The organism is Lactobacillus sp. UBA5813, assembly GCF_002417895.1.
In the GTDB taxonomy this organism is placed as follows: Bacteria; Bacillota; Bacilli; order Lactobacillales; family Lactobacillaceae; genus Lactobacillus; species Lactobacillus amylolyticus.
This window is the reverse complement of the sequence record NZ_DICZ01000015.1, coordinates 1-19,403: the sequence shown is the minus strand read 5'-3', so window position 1 is coordinate 19,403 and position 19,403 is coordinate 1. Positions and strand designations below refer to the sequence as shown.

13 protein-coding genes and 1 pseudogene are annotated in these 19,403 nt (G+C 40.7%); 11 read left to right on the top strand and 3 right to left on the bottom strand.

Annotated features, from left to right (window positions below; translation table 11 throughout):
* Nucleotides 1–64: 64 nt before the first annotated feature.
* The 9 genes from hrcA (at nucleotide 65) to yjeM (ending at nucleotide 12,014) form a co-directional block, all read left to right on the top strand.
* Nucleotides 65–1,111 carry a heat-inducible transcriptional repressor HrcA gene (gene hrcA, locus B2008_RS02785; protein WP_281829019.1) on the top strand — a complete coding sequence of 349 codons (1,047 nt, stop codon included), beginning with the start codon at nucleotides 65–67 and terminating at the stop codon, nucleotides 1,109–1,111.
* A 19-nt stretch (nucleotides 1,112–1,130) separates the two neighbouring features.
* Nucleotides 1,131–1,712, top strand: a complete 582-nt coding sequence (gene grpE / locus B2008_RS02780; RefSeq protein WP_281829016.1) for a nucleotide exchange factor GrpE — start codon at nucleotides 1,131–1,133, stop codon at nucleotides 1,710–1,712.
* Between the two features lie 18 nt (nucleotides 1,713–1,730).
* Nucleotides 1,731–3,593 carry a molecular chaperone DnaK gene (dnaK, locus tag B2008_RS02775; RefSeq protein WP_281829015.1) on the top strand — a complete coding sequence of 621 codons (1,863 nt, stop codon included), beginning with the start codon at nucleotides 1,731–1,733 and terminating at the stop codon, nucleotides 3,591–3,593.
* 84 nt (nucleotides 3,594–3,677) lie between these two features.
* On the top strand, nucleotides 3,678–4,832 hold the full coding sequence (gene dnaJ, locus B2008_RS02770) for a molecular chaperone DnaJ (protein ID WP_281829013.1): 1,155 nt from the start codon (nucleotides 3,678–3,680) through the stop codon (nucleotides 4,830–4,832).
* Between the two features lie 118 nt (nucleotides 4,833–4,950).
* A complete protein-coding gene (gene lepA / locus B2008_RS02765; protein ID WP_281829011.1) occupies nucleotides 4,951–6,789 on the top strand; it encodes a translation elongation factor 4 in 1,839 nt (612 codons plus the stop codon).
* 2 nt (nucleotides 6,790–6,791) lie between these two features.
* The gene (locus tag B2008_RS02760) at nucleotides 6,792–7,481 is read left to right on the top strand and encodes a class A sortase (RefSeq protein ID WP_281829010.1); all 690 of its coding nucleotides are present in this window, start codon (nucleotides 6,792–6,794) and stop codon (nucleotides 7,479–7,481) included.
* Nucleotides 7,481–9,751 (top strand): single-stranded-DNA-specific exonuclease RecJ, encoded by a 2,271-nt coding sequence (gene recJ / locus B2008_RS02755; RefSeq protein ID WP_281829008.1) that lies wholly within the window; start codon nucleotides 7,481–7,483, stop codon nucleotides 9,749–9,751. The genes B2008_RS02760 and recJ overlap by 1 nt, the downstream gene beginning before the upstream one ends.
* A 100-nt stretch (nucleotides 9,752–9,851) precedes the next feature.
* Nucleotides 9,852–10,379 carry an adenine phosphoribosyltransferase gene (locus B2008_RS02750; protein WP_281829007.1) on the top strand — a complete coding sequence of 176 codons (528 nt, stop codon included), beginning with the start codon at nucleotides 9,852–9,854 and terminating at the stop codon, nucleotides 10,377–10,379.
* Nucleotides 10,380–10,520: 141 nt separating this feature from the next.
* Nucleotides 10,521–12,014 (top strand): glutamate/gamma-aminobutyrate family transporter YjeM, encoded by a 1,494-nt coding sequence (gene yjeM / locus B2008_RS02745; RefSeq protein ID WP_281829005.1) that lies wholly within the window; start codon nucleotides 10,521–10,523, stop codon nucleotides 12,012–12,014.
* A gap of 76 nt (nucleotides 12,015–12,090) precedes the next feature.
* On the opposite strand, the pseudogene cls reads toward yjeM, so the two are convergent.
* Both cls and B2008_RS02735 read right to left on the bottom strand, forming a co-directional pair.
* A pseudogene (cls, locus tag B2008_RS02740) lies at nucleotides 12,091–13,577 on the bottom strand (cardiolipin synthase).
* A gap of 101 nt (nucleotides 13,578–13,678) precedes the next feature.
* Nucleotides 13,679–15,955, bottom strand: coding sequence for an HAD-IC family P-type ATPase (locus tag B2008_RS02735; protein ID WP_281829004.1), 2,277 nt, complete (start codon nucleotides 15,953–15,955; stop codon nucleotides 13,679–13,681).
* A gap of 124 nt (nucleotides 15,956–16,079) precedes the next feature.
* Here B2008_RS02735 and B2008_RS02730 point away from each other — a divergent pair, with 124 nt between their 5' ends.
* Nucleotides 16,080–16,925 (top strand): LysR family transcriptional regulator, encoded by an 846-nt coding sequence (locus B2008_RS02730; protein WP_006352419.1) that lies wholly within the window; start codon nucleotides 16,080–16,082, stop codon nucleotides 16,923–16,925.
* 62 nt (nucleotides 16,926–16,987) lie between these two features.
* Here the strand turns inward: B2008_RS02730 and eno are convergent, their stop codons facing one another.
* Entirely contained in the window at nucleotides 16,988–18,274 is a 1,287-nt protein-coding gene (eno, locus tag B2008_RS02725; protein ID WP_281829001.1) for a phosphopyruvate hydratase, read from the bottom strand.
* A gap of 238 nt (nucleotides 18,275–18,512) precedes the next feature.
* On the opposite strand from eno, the gene B2008_RS02720 reads away from it, so the two are divergent.
* A complete protein-coding gene (locus tag B2008_RS02720; RefSeq protein ID WP_281829000.1) occupies nucleotides 18,513–19,349 on the top strand; it encodes a DegV family protein in 837 nt (278 codons plus the stop codon).
* Nucleotides 19,350–19,403: the final 54 nt, after the last annotated feature.

Genomic DNA, 19,403 nt, shown 5'->3' with positions numbered 1-19,403 from the left:
TTTTAGTATAATATAATTTGTTAGCACCTGAGAGATACGAGTGCTAAAAGTGAGGGCGATGTTTATGTTGACCGAGCGTCAAGAATTAATACTAAAAACAATCATTCAGGATTTCACGCGTACTAACGAACCTGTCGGTTCAAAAACCGTGATGACACAGCTACCAATCAAAGTATCAAGTGCCACGATTAGAAACGAAATGGCAGTACTGGAAGACCAAGGCTTAATTGAAAAAACGCACTCTTCCAGCGGCCGGATTCCTTCTAGTGATGGTTATCGTTATTATCTTGATAATTTGGTTGTACCGTTGCAGCTTTCTGAATCAGTTTACAATCAAATAGTTGATCAATTAGATCGACCATTTCATCAAGTCAATGAAATTATGCAGGAAGCAGCAAAAATCCTTTCAGATTTGACCAATTACACTGCTTTTGCAGAAGGACCGGAAAGTCACGATGTAACGATTACGGGCTTTAGAATAGTGCCTCTTTCTAATCGTCAAATTATGGCGATCTTGGTCACCAGCGATGGCAATGTACAAAATCAGATTTATGCTTTACCGCACAATGTTCATGGCGATGAAATTGAAAAAGCAGTCAGAATGATCAATGATCAGCTAGTTGGCAAAAGATTGAAAGAAGTAACGCCAAGCTTGCTGAAGGCTTTGTCTTCAAAGAGCGTTGGTGGTGAGCATGCCGGCGAACTATTATCATTAGTTGAAGATGTGATCAAAGATGCAGCCAGCGAGCAAATGTATGTCGATGGCCGAATTAATCTTTTGAATAATGCTTCTGAAAATGATGTTAAAGATTTGCGTTCGCTATATGAATTAGTTGATCACAATGATCTGATCTCTGAATTATTAAATTGCAGTCCAGAAAAGGACAGCAAATATCCGGTTCAAGTAAGACTGGGTTCAGAACTTCCAGATGAATTGATTAAAAATTATAGTTTGCTGACTGCAGAATACAGCGTTGGTGATCACGGCAAAGGCACAATCGCTTTACTGGGACCAACCAATATGCCATATTCACAAATGATCGGTTTGCTTGAATACTTTAGAAACGAGCTAGCCAAGAAATTGCTCGATTATTATGGAAAATTTCAATAGACAATAAAGGAGGTTAGCCGTGAGTAAAGAAGAATTTCCAAGTGAAAAGAACTTGGATAAGGATAAAGAAGTTCCTAAAAAGGCTAAGACTGAAGATAAGAAGAAAAAGGGCGAAGCAAAGAAGGCCGATGATAATGCTAAAAAGCTAGAAGCTGAAATTGCTGCCTTGAAAGAAAAGAATAAGGAACTTGAAGATAAATACCTGCGTAGCGTAGCTGAGATTCAAAATGCTCAAAACCGCTATTCAAAGGAAAGAGCTCAACTTATCAAGTATGAATCACAAAGCTTGGCAAAAGATGTTTTGCCAGCCATGGACAATTTGGAAAGAGCATTAAGCGTAAAAGCTGACGATGCTGCTTCTAAGCAACTCCAAAAGGGTGTTCAAATGACTTTGGATTCACTTGTCAAAGCCATGAAAGCCCATGGCATCGTTGAGATCGATGCTGAAGGCGTAGAATTTGATCCGACATTGCATCAAGCTGTTCAAACAGTTGCTGCTAAAGATGATGATCAAAAAGGCCACGTTGTTCAGGTTTTACAAAAAGGATATCAATATAAAGACCGTACACTTAGACCAGCAATGGTTGTAGTTGCACAATAGAAGAGAGGAGTTTAACTTATGTCAAAAGTTATTGGTATTGACTTAGGTACTACCAACTCAGCAGTTGCAGTACTTGAAGGTAAAGAACCAAAAATTATCACTAATCCAGAAGGTAACCGTACTACTCCTTCTGTAGTTGCATTTAAGAATGGCGATATTCAAGTTGGTGACGTTGCAAAGCGTCAAGCAATTACCAACCCAAACACTATTGTTTCAATTAAGCGTCACATGGGTGAAGCTGATTACAAAGTTAAGGTTGGCGACAAGGAATACACTCCACAAGAAATCTCAGCCTTTATTTTGCAATACATCAAGAAGTTCTCAGAAGACTACTTGGGTGAAAAAGTAACAGACGCTGTTATTACTGTTCCTGCTTACTTTAACGATGCACAACGTCAAGCTACTAAGGATGCTGGTAAGATCGCTGGCTTGAACGTTAAGAGAATTATCAACGAACCAACTGCTTCAGCTTTAGCCTTTGGCCTTAACAAGGACCAAGATGAAAAAGTTTTGGTTTACGACCTTGGTGGTGGTACTTTCGATGTTTCCATCCTTCAATTAGGTGACGGTGTCTTCCAAGTATTGTCAACTAACGGTGATACTCACCTTGGTGGTGATGACTTTGATAAAGCCATCATGGATTGGTTGATCCAAAACTTTAAGGATGAAAATGGCGTTGACTTGTCTAAGGATAAGATGGCAATGCAACGTTTAAAGGATGCCGCAGAAAAGGCTAAGAAGGACTTGTCAGGCGTATCATCAACTCACATTTCTCTTCCATTCATTTCTGCCGGTGAATCAGGTCCACTTCACCTTGAAGCTGATTTAACTCGTGCTAAGTTTGATGAATTGACTGATGACTTGGTACAAAAGACCAAGATCCCATTTGACAACGCTTTAAAGGATGCCGGCTTGACTGTAAATGACATCGACAAGGTTATCTTAAACGGTGGTTCAACTCGTATTCCAGCCGTTCAAAAAGCTGTTAAGGAATGGTCTGGCAAGGAACCTGACCACTCAATCAACCCTGACGAAGCTGTTGCTTTGGGTGCAGCTATTCAAGGTGGTGTTATCTCAGGTGACGTTAAGGACATCGTTTTGCTTGATGTTACTCCATTGTCACTTGGTATTGAAACCATGGGTGGCGTCTTTACTAAGTTAATTGATAGAAACACTACTATTCCAACTTCAAAGAGTCAAATCTTCTCAACTGCAGCAGATAACCAACAAGCCGTAGATATTCACGTACTTCAAGGTGAACGTCCAATGGCAGCAGATGACAAGACGCTTGGCCGCTTTGAATTAACTGACATTCCACCTGCACCACGTGGTGTTCCTCAAATTCAAGTTACCTTCGATATCGACAAGAACGGTATCGTAAATGTATCTGCTAAGGATATGGGTACTGGTAAGGAACAAAAGATTACCATTAAGAGTTCATCTGGTTTGTCTGATGAAGAAATCAAGAAGATGCAAAAGGATGCTGAAGAACACGCTGACGAAGATAAGAAGCGTAAGGAAGAAGCAGACCTTAGAAATGAAGTTGATCAATTGATCTTCACTACTGACAAGACTTTGAAAGAAACTAAAGGCAAGTTGTCAGACAGCGACCGCAAACCAGTTGAAGATGCACTTGAAGCATTGAAGAAGGCTCAAAAGGACAACAACTTAGATGAAATGAAAGAAAAGAAAGATGCTTTGTCTAAGGCTGCCCAAGATTTAGCCGTTAAGCTTTACCAACAAAATGGTGGAGCTCAAGGTGCTCAAGGTCAAGCAGGGCCACAAGCAGGTCCTCAAGGCCCACAAGGTGGCAATCCAAATGGTGGCAACAATGGCGGTGCCCAAGATGGTAGTTTCCACAAAGTAGACCCAAATAAGTAAAAGGGTTTATAATTTGAATAGCCTATTAAGAAAAGAACTGCTTAAGGGTAGTTCTTTTCTTTTCAATAGTGAGGAGTTTAAATTTTGGCACAAGAAGATTACTACAAAGTTCTCGGTGTTGATCGAAATGCCAGTGAACAGGAAATTAATAAAGCATATCGTAGATTAGCCAAAAAGTATCACCCAGACCTAAACCATGAACCAGGCGCTGAAGAAAAGTATAAGCAGGTCAATGAAGCCTATGAAGTTTTGCATGATAAGCAAAAGCGGGCACAATATGATCAATTTGGTTCTGCTGGCGTTAACGGTCAAGGTGGCTTTGGGGGTGGTGCTCAAGGTGCTTATAGTGGCCAAGGCTTCGGTGGCTTTAGCGACTTCGGAGATATCTTTAACGATATCTTCGGTGGTGGTGCTGGCCAGCGTCAACAAGTAGATCCAACGGCACCGCAACGTGGTGAAGATTTGGATTACACTTTAACCATTGACTTTATGGATGCCATTAATGGTAAAAAGACGCAAGTTTCATACAATCGCAGCGAAACTTGTCAAGCCTGTCATGGTACTGGTGCTGAAAAAGGAACCCATCCAATTACCTGTGATAAATGTCATGGTACTGGCTATATGACTATTACTCAGAGATCAGTTTTTGGAATGTTGCAACGACAAACTGTTTGTGACAAGTGTCAAGGCAAGGGTGTTATTATTGAACATCCATGCAAGACCTGTCATGGTAAAGGAACAGTTGAAGCAAAGAATACTCTTGAAGTTGATATTCCAGCTGGCATTGATAATGGTCAGCAATTGCGCTATGAAGGTCAGGGTGAAGCTGGCAAGAACGGCGGCCCTTACGGTGACTTGTACATTAGCTACCGGATTAAGCCTTCTAAGGACTTTGAAAGACGTGGCAATACAATTTACACAACCGTTCCAATCTCCTTTGCGCAAGCAACTTTAGGCGACGAAATCAAAGTTAAGACCGTGCATGGTGAAAAGAATTTAAAGATTCCAGCTGGAACACAGCCAAACCAAAAGTTTACCCTTCGCGGTGAAGGCGTGCCTTACATTCGTGGCGGTGGCAATGGTGATCAAATCACTACTGTGGAAGTTAAGATTCCAAAGAAAGTTAATGAAGCTCAAAAACAAGCTTTGGTTGACTTTGTTAAGGCTAGTGGCGAATCAATCACTCCGCAAGGCAAGGGATTCTTTGAACGACTTAAAGACAAGCTGAACGGTGATTAAAAAGAATATAATCAAAGAAATACTCATTCGCAAGAATGAGTATTTTTTGATGCAGAAGTTTTATCTACACTGCTAGCTTTGCTATAATAAGTAAGATAGTAAAGGGTGAACACGTTTTATGGATTTAGAAAAATTAAAAGACTACCAAAAACATATTCGAAATTTCGCAATTGTAGCTCATATTGACCACGGTAAGTCTACAATTGCCGATAGAATTCTTGAATTAACAGATACAGTAAGTGAAAGACAACTCAAGAATCAGATGCTGGATGATATGCCGCTTGAACGTCAACGCGGTATTACTATTAAAATGAACTCAGTTGAAGTCAAGTACCATGCTGAAGATGGCGAAGACTACATTTTCCACCTGATCGATACACCAGGGCACGTGGACTTTTCTTATGAAGTCTCACGTTCTTTGGCTGCCTGTGAAGGGGCATTAATGGTCGTTGATGCTTCACAGGGTGTGCAAGCTCAGACTTTGGCCAACACTTATTTAGCTATCGATGATGATTTAGCCATTTTGCCTGTAATTAATAAAATCGATTTGCCTTCTGCTGACATTCCTAAGACTAAGGAAGAAATCCAAGAGATGCTCGGTCTGGATGCTTCAGAAGCTGCTGAAGTCTCTGGTAAAACCGGACAAGGCATCAAGGACATGCTTGAAAAAGTAGTAAAAGATATTCCAGCTCCATCTGGTGATATTACTGCACCGCTTAAGGCCTTGATTTTTGACTCTAAATACGATGACTATCGCGGCGTTGTCATGTCAGTCAAAATCGAAGATGGTGCGGTCAAGCCTGGTGACAAGATTCAGATTATGAATACAGGCAAGGAATACGAAGTTACCGAAGTTGGTGTTTCAAGTCCACATCCTATTAAAAAAGACATTTTGATTGCTGGGGATGTAGGCTACATTACTGCCAATATTAAATCGGTTCGTGAAACTCGTGTGGGTGATACTATCACTCAAGCGGATAATCCTACTGCAGAACCACTTCCGGGCTACCGGCAAATTCCACCAATGGTTTATTCTGGTATGTATCCAGTAGATAACCGTGACTATGAAGATTTAAAAGAAGCTCTGCAAAAGCTGCAGTTAAATGATGCAGCGCTCGAATTTGAGCCTGAAACTTCTACGGCTTTAGGCTTTGGTTTTCGTTGCGGATTCTTAGGTCTGTTACACATGGACGTTATTCAGGAGCGATTAGAACAAGAGTTCGACTTAGATCTGATCATGACCGCACCATCAGTTGATTATCATGCAATTATGAATGATGGTTCAACCAAGGTTATTGATAACCCATCAGATTTGCCAGATGCTGGTGAATACAAAGAAGTGCAAGAACCTTATGTTAAGGCTGAAATCATGGTACCAAACGACTTTGTTGGTCCAGTCATGGAACTTTGCCAAAGAAAACGTGGCGAATTTGTCACCATGGATTATCTTGACAAGTACAGAGTCAATGTCATCTACAACATGCCATTAGCCGAAATCATTTTTGACTTCTTTGACGATTTAAAGTCATCTACTAAAGGCTATGCTTCACTTGATTACAAAATTACGGGCTACCGTTCAACTGACCTGGTTAAGATTGATATTTTACTTAATAAAGAGCCAATTGATGCCCTCAGCTTTATCGCTCACAGATCAGAGGCTCAAGATCGTGCACGGCAAATGACTTCAATGCTTAAGAAATTAATCCCAAGACAAAACTTTGAAGTCGATATTCAAGGTGCGATCGGTGCTAAGATTATTTCACGGGCTACGATTAAGCCATACCGTAAGGACGTTACCTGGAAGATTCACACCGGTGACCCAGATAGACGTGCTAAGCTGCTAGAAAAGCAGAAGCGTGGTAAGAAGAGAATGAAGGCTGTAGGTAAAGTAGAGGTACCGCAAGATGCCTTCATGGCAGTCCTGAAGATGAATGACGATGATATCAAAGAAAAGTAAACATGGCAGATAAAAAGAAAAAACGCAATGTTAGAGTCATTGTTACGCGAGTGATTGCGATCATCTTGCTGCTGGTTGGTTTGGTTTTAATTTTTAATAAACAAATCCGCAACGTCATGATCAGCCAAAATCAAAACAAGGCAATGACTTCGTTAACTAGCAAAAAAGTTGCTCAAAATGAAAAAAAGAAGGGCATGTTTGATTTCAAAAAGGTTAAAGAAGTCAGCTTTGGCCAGGTAGTAAAATCAAGCGAAAAAAGCGGTGCCCATGTTATTGGTGCTCTTGCAATTCCTGATGTTAACATGCATCTTCCCATTTGCTTGGGAATGTCTGACGCGGCAATGACCACCGGTGGCGGAACCATGCGAGCCGATCAAGTTATGGGTAAAGGGAATTATCCGCTTGCTGGTCACTATATGACCGCAAAGGGGATTCTCTTTTCACCGCTTGAAGATGTCAAAAAGGGTGAACTTGTATATTTAACCAATATGAAAAAGGTTTATGTGTACAAGATTTACATGAAGAAAAAGGTAAATCCGTATGCTGTCTATTTGGTTAATAACACTAAGAAAGCGATTGTCACTTTGATCACCTGTGCTGATGGTGGCGTTAACCGTTGGGCAGTTCGCGGCAGTTTAGTGAAAACAGAGACAGCAAGCAAGAGTAATCTAAAGGTGTTTAACTTAAAATAATGAAATGGAATAAACGACAAGCCGAAGCGCTTGATCCAGCTTTAATTGAGAAATATCAACTTAGTCCGATTGCGGCTAAGTTGTTTTCTTTGCGGAAAATAAATACGGATGACAAACTGAACTTTTGGTTTAACGCTACAGAAAATGACCTGGCTAATCCTTCTTTAATGCATGACATGGACAAAGCTGTTGACCGCATTAATCAAGCAATTGATAATGGCGAAAAAATCACGATTTATGGCGATTATGATGCCGATGGCATTACGGCGACGACCATTATGACGGATGCCTTGGGGATTTTAGGAGCCGATGTGCACTATTTTATTCCCGACCGCTTTAAAGATGGCTATGGACCGAATATGGAACGCTATCATGATATTGTTGCTGATGGTACTAAGTTGATTATTACAGTCGATAACGGCGTTACCGGGGTAGATGAGGTCCAATATGCTCAACAGCATGACGTTGATGTCATTTTAACCGATCACCATACTTTTCAAGAAAATGTGCCCAAACCTTATGCTCTGGTTCATTGCAATTATCCCGGACAAAAGTATCCCTTTGATGACTACTGCGGTGCTGGTGTTGCTTATACCATCTGCCGCAAGCTGATGGAAGATCCAATGCCGGAATTGCTTGATTTAGTAATGATTGGAACCATTGGTGACATGGTTAAAGTGACGGGTGAAGGACATGTCATCGTCAAGCGCGGGTTAGAAATGCTGAACCAAACCGAGCGCCCGGGCTTAAGGGCTTTAATTAAAAATGCTGGTTTGACTATGGGCAGTATTAACGAAACCGATGTTGGCTTCAATATTGCTCCGCGTCTGAATGCCGTCGGCCGTTTAGCCAATGCCAATATGGCGGTTGAACTTTTGCTAAGTGATGATGAGGCCGAGGCAAAAAAGCTAGCTGACAAGGTTGAAGAGCTGAATGATGAGCGCAAGGAATTAACCGCGGAAGTTTATCACCGCTGCATGAGCCAGATTAAGGAAAACAGTTGGCAAAAGCAGAATACGCTGGTTTTATATGATCCTGAATTTCATGAAGGCGTACTTGGTTTAGTAGCAAACAAGATCGTTGAAAAAACGCATAAGCCAACCATTGTTTTGACTAAAAATAAAGCCGGCGAAATCAAGGGATCTGGCCGTTCTATTCCTGGCTTTAATCTCTTTGATGCGTTAAATCCATTAAAAGATTCATTATTGACGAAATTTGGCGGGCATGATTTTGCCTGTGGTCTTTCTTTAACGGAAGATAAAATCAACCTGCTTCGGGATAAATTCGAAAAGGACTTTCACGTTGAAGGCACTTTGGAAGAAAAAGACTATGACTTTGAACTGCCATTAAAGAATTTGACACCTCAAACAATGGCTGAAATAAATCAAGTGGGGCCATTTGGCACAGGCGATCCCAATCCTATTTTTAGTATTGATGCGCCACAGATTACTCATTTCTTCAAGATGGGCAAGGAGAAAAATCACGTTAAGTTTACCGCTGAAAAGGGTGGCGGCAAGCTAGACATCGTTGGTTTCAACAAGGAATTTTTGAATAATAATCTCTTGCCATTTATTTCAGAAGTCTTTTTCCAACTTGCAGTCAATACTTACCGCAATCGCGTGCAATTGCAGGGAATCATGGAAGGAATTCAGTTCGCTTCGCCAAAATTGGCGGTGCCAGCGCCTGTAATTGATCTTAGAACGGAAAATTATGTCATGGGCTTTGCCGATCGGTATTTGCTCTTTGATGAGAAAAACGTCAATTACGCTCAAAATAGTTTAGGCATCCAACCAAATAAGATTAGTTTGGTTAAAGACTATCAAACTGAAGGCGAGGTAGCGGTTTTACTTGATACCCCGCACAGTCAAGCGGAGTTAAATCAGGCTTTAGCCAATAATTATCAGCAGCTGTATTTGCGCTTCCTGCTTGATCAATTGCCAGTCGAAAATTTGCCCAACAAAGGCTATTTTGCTAAAGTTCTTAAGTATATTTATGCCCATCCAAGCCTGAAACCGGAGAATTATCGTTCAGTAGCGCCGTTTCTTGGTCTGGATTATGACAGCGTACTGTTTATTTTGCGGGTATTCTTTGAATTAGGATTTGTAAGTTTGGATCAGGGTCGACTTGTAGGGACGAGCACCCCTGAGAAAAAGCCGCTTTCCACTTCAAAGTATTTGATGGCGACAAAATCGCAAATTGATTTCGTACAACAGTTGCGCAATATGCCTAGTCAGCAATTAATTACGTATATTAAGAATTTTATGAAATAAATTGTTTAGTTTTTAATGCTTTATTAGCCGATGTTTGGTAAAATGTAAATGTCAAAAGTGTTTATAGCCAAACACACGGATTTTTGGAGGTTTTTCTTCTATGGCAGTTGATTTTAGTAAATATATTGCAAATATTCCTGATTTTCCAAACAAGGGCATTATTTTCCGCGATATTACGCCTATCTTGCAAGACGGCGAATTATATCGCGCTGCAACTCATGAGCTTGCTGAATACGCAAAGAAACGTGGTGCTGATGTCATTGTTGGTCCAGAAGCTAGAGGATTCATCGTTGGTTGTCCTGTAGCCACTGAATTGGGAATTGGCTTTGTGCCTGCACGTAAGCCGCACAAGTTGCCAAGAGAAACTGAAAGTGCTTCTTATGATTTGGAATACGGTTCAAATGTTTTGGAAATGCACAAGGATGCAATTAAACCAGGTCAAAAAGTAGTTATCTGCGATGACTTAATGGCTACTGCTGGTACCTTGCATGCTACTAAGGAATTGGTCGAAAACCTTGGCGGTAAAGTTGTGGGAGCTGCTTTCTACATTGAATTGGTTGATTTAAAGGGTCGCGAAAAGTTTCCAGATACTGATATTTACTCACTTGTTCAATATCATGGCTCATAATTAAAAAGTTTAAAACGAAGGCATTAGGTTGCAGGGATGCAGCTTAATGCTTTTTTCTTTTTCAAGTCTCTCTTTGAGTTCTCTGCTAGAAAAGTGCATAATAGGAATGTTTGATTATGAAAGAGGGATTTTTAGTAGTTTATGGATAATAGTAATTCGACCAATATTAAACTAGGCAGTTTAGTCCTGATGATTTTTTCTGCCATTTTTGGCTTTTCAAACTCCATCAGTGCCTTCTATCAGATGGGGTACGCAAGTATCATTTGGTACGTCGTGACGGCGATTTTGTTCTTCTTGCCTTCAGCTCTGATTTTCGCTGAATATGGGGCAAGTTTTAAGGGCATCAAAGGCGGTATTTATTCTTGGCTTGAAGGTTCAACTAATGAAAAAGTTGCCTTTGTCGGTACTTTTATTTGGCTGGCAGCTTGGGTTATCTGGTTGGTATCTTCAACTCAATTCTTTTTAGTATCTGTTTCAACCGCGGTCTGGGGTCATGATACGACTCAAAGCTGGAATTTCTTGAATCTGAATTCAACACAGCTCTTAGGTATCCTTGAAGTTGTTTTCATGGTAATCGTCACTTTTTGTGCGGCTAAAGGAATTGACAAGATTAAAGTAGTTTCCAACATCGGTGGCTTCTTTACTTTGGCTATTGCCATCGGCTTTACGGTTGTTTCATTGCTGGTCTTTTTGCTTAATAAAGGACAGCTGGCTCAACCAATAACCGCACAAAATTTGGTTCATTCACCAAACTCAGCTTTCCAGTCGCCAATTGCAGTTGTTTCATTCATCGTTTATGCCTTGTTTGCTTACGGCGGTCTAGAAACAACTTCTGGTGTCATTGATTCGGTTGACAAGCCTGAAAAAACTTATCCCAAGGGCTTGATCATTGCCATGGTTATCATGACCTTTCTTTACGTCTTCAACATCTTGATGTGTGGGGTTGCGGTCAACTGGAAAGCACAACTTGGCGGTAAAGAAGTTGATTTGGCTAATGTTGAATATATTCTGATCAATAATTTGGGTATCGTGCTGGGGCACAGCCTGGGTTTATCCAATTCGGTTTCGGCTACAATTGGTTCAGTCTTTTCACACTGTGCCGGTTGGGCTGACGTTTTGTCCGGCATTTCAGCAGCTTTTTTGATGGTTTACTCACCAATCAAGTCATTCATTGAAGGCTGTGATAATCGACTTTTGCCACGCAAATTGGTAAAGCTTAACAAGCACAATATGCCAGAGCGCTCAATGTGGCTGCAAGCGGTCATTGTTTCAGTTATCATCCTGTTCATTTCATTTGGTGGCAATGCAGCGGGCAAGTTCTACACGATTTTAATGGATATGATGAATGTTTCCTCATCTGCGCCATACTTGTTCTTGATTGCGGCTTATCCATACTTTAAGGAAAAGAAAAACTTGGATCGACCATTTGTCTTTATTGAAGGCAAGAAAAAGGTCTGGGCTACTACCATCGTTGTTTGGCTAGTGGTTGCAATTGGGATTATCTTCACTTGTATTGAGCCATTATTCCGTGGCGACTACCAAACTTCATTCTGGACAGCTATTGGTCCAGTAGCCTTTGGTGTGATTGCATATCTTTACTACACAATACGTGAACATAAAAAAAATCAACTTTAATACGTAATAAGATTATATGGAAAAAGACTAAGTACATACTCGTGTACTTAGTCTTTTCTTTTGCATTATTCGATTTTTATAAAATTGGTGAAAGCAATCTTGAGAAGTATTGTTTGAACTTGCGCCAAGCTGATTGCTGCTTGAAGTATTCGTTCGTCATCAAAGTTGATTTCTTCAAATCTTCTTCAAAAATTGCTTTTAGTTTAACAGATAATTCAGGTGAGTAGTTAAAACTGTTAACTTCGAAGTTCAAGCTGTAGCTTCTGAAATCTTGGTTAGCCGAACCAACTGAAGAAATATTGGAATCAGACACCATTGTTTTGGCATGAATAAAACCATTATCGTACTTGTAAACTTTAACGCCGTTCTCAGTTAAGTACTTAGCGTAATATTCCGTTGCCCGATAAACAAATGCGTGATCGGCCATGCAAGAAACCATAATGCGGACATCTATACCGCTTTTGGCAGCAATGATCAAAGCTTCAAGCATTGGTGCTTCAGAAATAAGGTAAGGCGTTTGGATATAAACGTAGTCAAGGGAACTAGCAATAATTTCTTGGTAGGAGCGCCGGATAGCTGCATTTTCAGAATCAGGACCGGAAGAAACGATTTGCATCGGTACTTGTTCGTCATTATCTGATGTTTGAATTTTAAAATCTTTCAGCCAGCCCAGATTATATTTCGGCAAGCGTGTTTTACGGCAGGAAGTATTCCAATCCATTGCAAAGCGAATTTCCATCAGATCAGCCGCTTGTCCGACAACGCGCAAGTGAGTATCGCGCCAATGACCAAACTTTTGCGAGCGGTCAACGTATTGATCACCAATATTGAAACCGCCGATATAGCCAATTCGGTGGTCGATCACGACCACTTTGCGGTGCAGGTGATAATTAATTCTTGGCGTTCTGAACCAATATTTACTGGAAGTAGAAATAAAGGGTTGTGCTTGTCCGCCTAAATCGCGCAATTTGTTGAAAAAAGAAGGCTTGGTGCCGCGTGAACCACTGGCATCGTAAAATCCACCCGCACTTTAACTCCACGCTTCTGTGCCGCTTCTAAAGCGGCTAAGACGCGATTGCCTAAATGATCATCATAAAAAGTATAAAATTCGACATCGATCATTTCTTTAGCCTGGTTGATATTTTCAACCAGATTATCAAACAAGGTGGGACCGTCGGTAAAAACTTCAACTTGATTATTGTAGGTTAAAATTGCGTCATCGTTATTAAGGTTAAGTTCTACCAGTCGGCGAGCACGTGGCTTGCGGTCTTTTTCTGGCAGCAGGTCATGTTTGCGCAGCTCATCACGTTGTTTGCTTAAAAATTGGTCACGAATCTTTTTCTGCTCATCTTGAATAGCAAAGATTTTATCGTGTGACAAATGTCTTCTCAAAAAGAGATAGAGGATAAAACCAATGTAGGGAAAGACTGATAAAACAAGCAGCCATGCCCATGTTGAAGCAATATTTCTCCGACTGCGGAAAACTGTCCAAATTGCAAAAGCAATGTTGATCAGCCACAAGACTTCAATTATTCGTCTGATTACATCCCAAGTCCAAATCATTCTGATACCAAACTTCCTTTTAAAAAAATATTAAACTAATTTTAGCAAAAATATCAAAAAAAGCCATTGAGTATATTAACTCAATGACTTTTAAATATAAATTATTTGTTTTCCATAATTGGCTTGTAGAAGAGATCAATGACAACGGCTACGATCAGGGCAACCACAATAGTAATCAATAGGTTTTGAATCGAAATTTTGGTCATTGCTAAACCAAACAAGGCCAAGATGAAAGTTAAGAGCACATCGCAAATTTGAACGATTCCGACCAATTTAGATGGGTAATCCTGCCAGAAGTACTTCTTGGTTCTGGTGATTAAAACAATCAGCATCGCGCTTAGTACCAAGTAAACATAAACCATGGTTGAAATGGTGCCGTGACTCCAGCCATGCATGGTCAGATAGGAGACAAAGGCAATGCCCAGAACAGTCCAACCGGCAGCCAGTGAGAAGGCGATCTTGGCTAAACGGCCCATGTCCCAGTTTTCTGGCTTATAAGTAATGTGAGTCCGGTCGGTACCAATCATCATCGTTACCATGTTGTTCATGACAGTATAGATAACCATGGCATTTAAGGCTAATGGGATGTAGTTGAAGAAGAGGTAGCCAAAGGTCATGATCATCGTCAATTCAGCAGTTCTGGCTAATTTAGTTAAAGACCACGTAGTCATTCTTTGGTAAACGCGGTGACCAGCGTCCAAAATTTTAACGATTGAAGTTAAACCATCGTCAAGAAGCACCATCTTGCTGGAACGTTTAGCAACGTCGGCAGCGTTAGAAACAGCAATTCCGACTTCAGCTTGCTTCAATGCAGGTGAGTCATTAACGCCGTCACCGGTCATACCGATGATGTGGCCTTTCTTTTGGAAAAACTTGACCATTTTCAGTTTATCTTCTGGCAAAACATCAGCAATCCCGGCCAAATGTTCAACATCGGTTTCTTCATTGAAGTCATGAATTGAGATGACATTACCAGCTAAATCAACTTCTTTGGCAACGGCAGCCGCTGTTCTTTGGTTGTCACCAGTCAACATAATTGTACGAATGCCGCGCTTTTTGAGTTCTTGCAGGGCCTGTTTTGAATCGTGGCGAACTTTGTCTTTCAAAATAAAGACGCCGGCTAATTTATCATCAATTAAGAGAGCAACTGAACGACCGGCTTCGAAGTCAACGTCTTTTATAACATTTTCAGCATTTTGATCGATTAGTGACAATTGCTTGAAGGATCCCAGTTTAATGTTATGATCATTGATTTCGGCCATTGAGTAACCGGTATTGGAGGTAAATGGAGTAAAGTCTTCTGCTTCTTCTACCTTAAGGCCCTTGCTTAAAATAAATTCGTCCAGGGCAGCGTCGATGATGCTTTGATTTCTTTGATCAGTTGCGGCAGCAGTTAGTTCTAAGAGCTGGCTATCGTCAAGATCGCTAAAATTCTTCCAGCTGGTAACAGCTGTCTTGTTTTCAGTGATCGTTCCCGTTTTATCAAGCAAAAGCAAATTCAAGTTGGCAGCATCCTGAATACCAGTCAAATCAGCTGTCAAGACACCTTCTTTGCTCAAACGGGTTGCTTCAAAAGAGTTAGATAAAGCAAAGGTAGATGGCATGGCAACTGGGATAGATGCGATGAACATCATTGCCAAAAAGGCTAGTTTATCATTAATGAAGCCAATGACCGTTCCACCTTTGATGAAGTAGGCGATAACGATAATAGCAGTTAAAACGCCATCGAGAAGGCAGAGATAATAGATGATCTTAGTTAGCAGCTGCTGCAAGTGACCAGGAGCCGCAGAATTGTTGATCAGGTTGATCGTCTTGCCTGAGCGTGAATTTTTGCCAGTCGCGGTAACTAGGGCAAGCCCGTGGCCTTCCATGACTGTTGTGCCGGCATAGGCGGTTTCATTGATCTTCTTTTTGACTGCTTTGGATTCACCGGTAATCGAAGATTCATCAAATGACATTTGTCCTTCAAGAATTTTGACATCGGCAGAAACGACATCCCCGCGTTGCAGTGAGATCAAATCGCCAACAACTAATTGCTTGGAATTAATTTTGATCCACTTGCCATCGCGTTCAACGGCAACCGTTGGCGTTAATTTATGTGAAATGCTGTCCAATACTTTTCTGGATTGCTTCTTTTTCGAAGCACCATTCCAAGCAGCAAACAGCAGCATTCCTAAAACAAAGAGTGCTTGGACGCGTTTGCCTAAAGCAAACTCCAAAATTAAGGCACCTTCAAGAATCCATGCGGAAAGATTCCAGAGTTTACTGGCAAATTCTTTCCAGAAATTGTATTTAGGTTCAGGCACTTCATTCAATCCATCTTTTTTAAGTCGTTTTTCGGCTTCAGCCTGGCTTAGGCCATGAATATTTTCAGCCATTGAATTTCTCCCTCCAGATTAAATCTACCTATTAACTTAGCACAGATGTTGCTTTGAATAAAATATCGTCTTAAGATAAAAGATATCTAAAAATTTAATATCTGCTTTGAGGTACTTTAAAATTATGAATTTGAAACAATTACGCTATTTTTTGGCAGTTGCCGAAGAAAAACAGATTACGGCGGCTGCTAAGCGTCTTTTTATCGCACAACCGCCTTTATCTTACCAGTTAAAGCAGCTGGAAAAGGAGTTGGGCGTCGCACTTTTTACCAGAACAGCCTATGGCATTGAACTGACTGATGCGGGTAAGGAACTGCAAAACTACGCTGAAAGAATTCTAACTTTAGCGCAAACTGCAAAAGATCAGGTCAATAAAACGGCTAAAGGGGAGTTGGGTACTATCAAAATTGGTTCTGCTTCTTCGTCCGTTGGTGAATTGCCTTCAGATAAGTTTAAACAATTAACGCGATTTTATCCTGATATTTCTTTTGACGTCTATGAAAAAAATACTTTTGGCGTTTTGGATAAATTGCGCAGTGGCACGATTGACCTAGGGATTGTGCGGACGCCGTTTAACCATAATGGCATTCAGAGTAAGACTTTGACTAATGAAAGAATGACCTTGGTAACAACAGAGCAAAAATTATTAGAAAAGCAGACAGTTAATCTGAAGGAACTTAGCAAACAACCGCTGATTATTTATCGCCGCTTTGAAAATATTTTTAATGAAAGTTTTGCTCATCAGGGCCTTAAGCCTTATTATGCTGTAAAATGCGATGACTCAAGAACAGCAATTTTGTGGGCTCAGCAGGAGATGGGAGCAGCACTTGTTCCAGAATCGATTGCTAATTTATACGCGCCAAAACAATTCGTTTTGGTAAAGCATGCAAGTTGGGAAACTCATTTGCAACTGGTTTGGCTAAAAGAAAAAGTTTCGCCTTTGATGAAACGGATCATTGACATTTTTTAGGGCAAAAAAAGAGGCTTGCGATTGCAAGTCTCTTTTTCTTATTAAATCAAACTAATGATAAATTAGTCCTTGTCAACGTCGTCTGGGAAGAATGCCAAACGTTCGCCTTCACCGAGTTCTTCTTCGATTTCAAGCAAACGGTTGTACTTTTCAACACGTTCTGAACGAGCTGGAGCACCAGTCTTCAATTGACCACCGTTTACAGCAACGGCTAAGTCAGCGATGAAGGTGTCACCAGTTTCACCTGAACGGTGAGAAATCATAGTGTTGTAACCATTCTTACGTGAAAGACGTACAGTTTCAAGGGTTTCAGTTACAGTACCGATTTGGTTCAACTTGATCAATGAAGCGTTACCAGCACCTTCGTGAATAGCCTTGTTCAAAAGCTTAGGGTTAGTACAAATGAAGTCGTCAAGAACGATTTGGATACGGTCTTTGTGGCTCTTAGTGAACTTAACCATACCGTCAACATCGTTTTCGTCGTATGGGTCTTCCATAGAAATTAATTCTGGGAATTCGTCAAGCAACTTGTCGTAGTAGTTTGCCAATTCTTCATCGTCAAGAACCTTGCCTTCAAGGTGGTACTTGTGATCATCCTTGTTGTAGAAGTATGAAGCAGCACAGTCACATGCAATAGCGATGTCTTCACCTGGCTTGTAACCAGCCTTGATGATTGATTCGTGCAAAGCTTTCAAAGCTTCTTCTGAGTTCTTCATGTTAGGAGCGAAACCACCTTCGTCACCTAAGCCAGTTTCGTAACCCATGTCTTCCAAAACCTTCTTCAAGGTGTGGTAAGTGTTAACGATCTTTTCGAAACCGTCACGGAATGAAGTCTTGTTAACTGGAGTGATCATGAATTCTTGGATGTCGATACCGTTGTCAGCATGTTCACCACCGTTGATAACGTTGTGGAAAGTTTGTGGCATTTCAAGATCAATACCGCCAAGGTAACGGTACAAAGGTTGACCTGCATCCTTAGCTGCAGCACAAGCAGTAGCCATAGATGCACCCAAGATAGCGTTGGCACCAAGACGACCCTTGTTTGGAGTACCGTCTAAGTCGATCATAGTCTTGTCGATCTTTGGTTGATCGTATGGGTCCATACCCTTTAATGCATCGTTGATTTCAGTGTTAACGTTGTTAACTGCCTTTGAAACACCTTTACCACCAAGACGTGAACCACCGTCACGTAATTCAACGGCTTCGTTTTCACCAGTTGAAGCACCAGATGGAACTTCAGCCTTACCTACGACACCGTTTGAAAGGGTAACGTGAACTTCAACAGTTGGGTTACCACGTGAATCAAAAATTTCAAGTGCATGAACATTTTCAATGACTGATTTTAACATCAAAAGAACCTCCTAAAAATATCTGGTGTGATACCGGTTTAAAAGTATCATCGCCACCTGAAGAGCTATTTGTTCTTCATCTACACCTCAAATTTTAGCTTAACTTTGTGATTGTGTAAACATATGAAAGCGCTTTACATTTCAATTTTTCCTAAAGGGAGATTAAATCTTCTTAAGCTTTACGATATAATTAAAAATATAGAAATAGGAAAAGATATTTACGAGGAAAAAACAAAATATGAGTGAAATTAGATTAATCATCGACTCTAGCTCAAATGACTTAACAGATTCAAAACGCAATTTAATTGTGGTGCCGTTGACTATTTCATTTGGCGGAAAAGACTATTTAGATAATGAAGACTTGGATATGCAAGACTACTTGCAAAAAATGGATGAAAACAATGTCGCTGGCAAAACTTCATGTCCTAGCATTAAAGAATGGCTTGAAGCTTTAGAAGGCAGTGAAAAAGCAATCATTGTTACCATGACCAGTCAGTTGAGCGGCACTTATTCTTCTGCTTTGCAGGCAAAAGACATGTACTTGGCAAAAAATCCCAAGAGTGAAATTATTGTCGTTGATACGCGTAGTGCCGGACCAGAAATGAAAATTGTTTTGCAGGGAATCGAAAAAATCCTTAAAAACAATGTTCGCTGGGTAGATGTCGATGCGGCCATTGCCAAAATGCGGACGCAGACACACCTATTGTTTGCTTTGCAGTCGCTGCACAACTTGTCTTTGAATGGACGGGTTTCTCCAGCCTTAGCAAAAGTTGCCAAAATGCTCCATATTAAGTTGATTGGAACTGCCAGCAAGGAAGGCAAGCTTGAACCATTGGCAAAATTGCGTGGCATGAAGCGGGTCAACTTGGAAATGGTCAAGGAAATGAAAAAGCTGAATTATCAAGGCGGACAAGTCATCATCGACTACTGTCAAAATGAAGATGAGGCAGAAAAATTGAAAGACAAGATTTTGGCCGCATTTCCGGATGCAGACATTACTTTGAGACCAATGCACGGGCTGTGCAGCTTTTATGCTGAAAAGGGCGGCTTGATGGTCGGCTTTAATGAAAAATAAAATTACTAACAAAAAAAGGATTAGCAATTTGTTTGCAATGTCATTAAGTTAAGA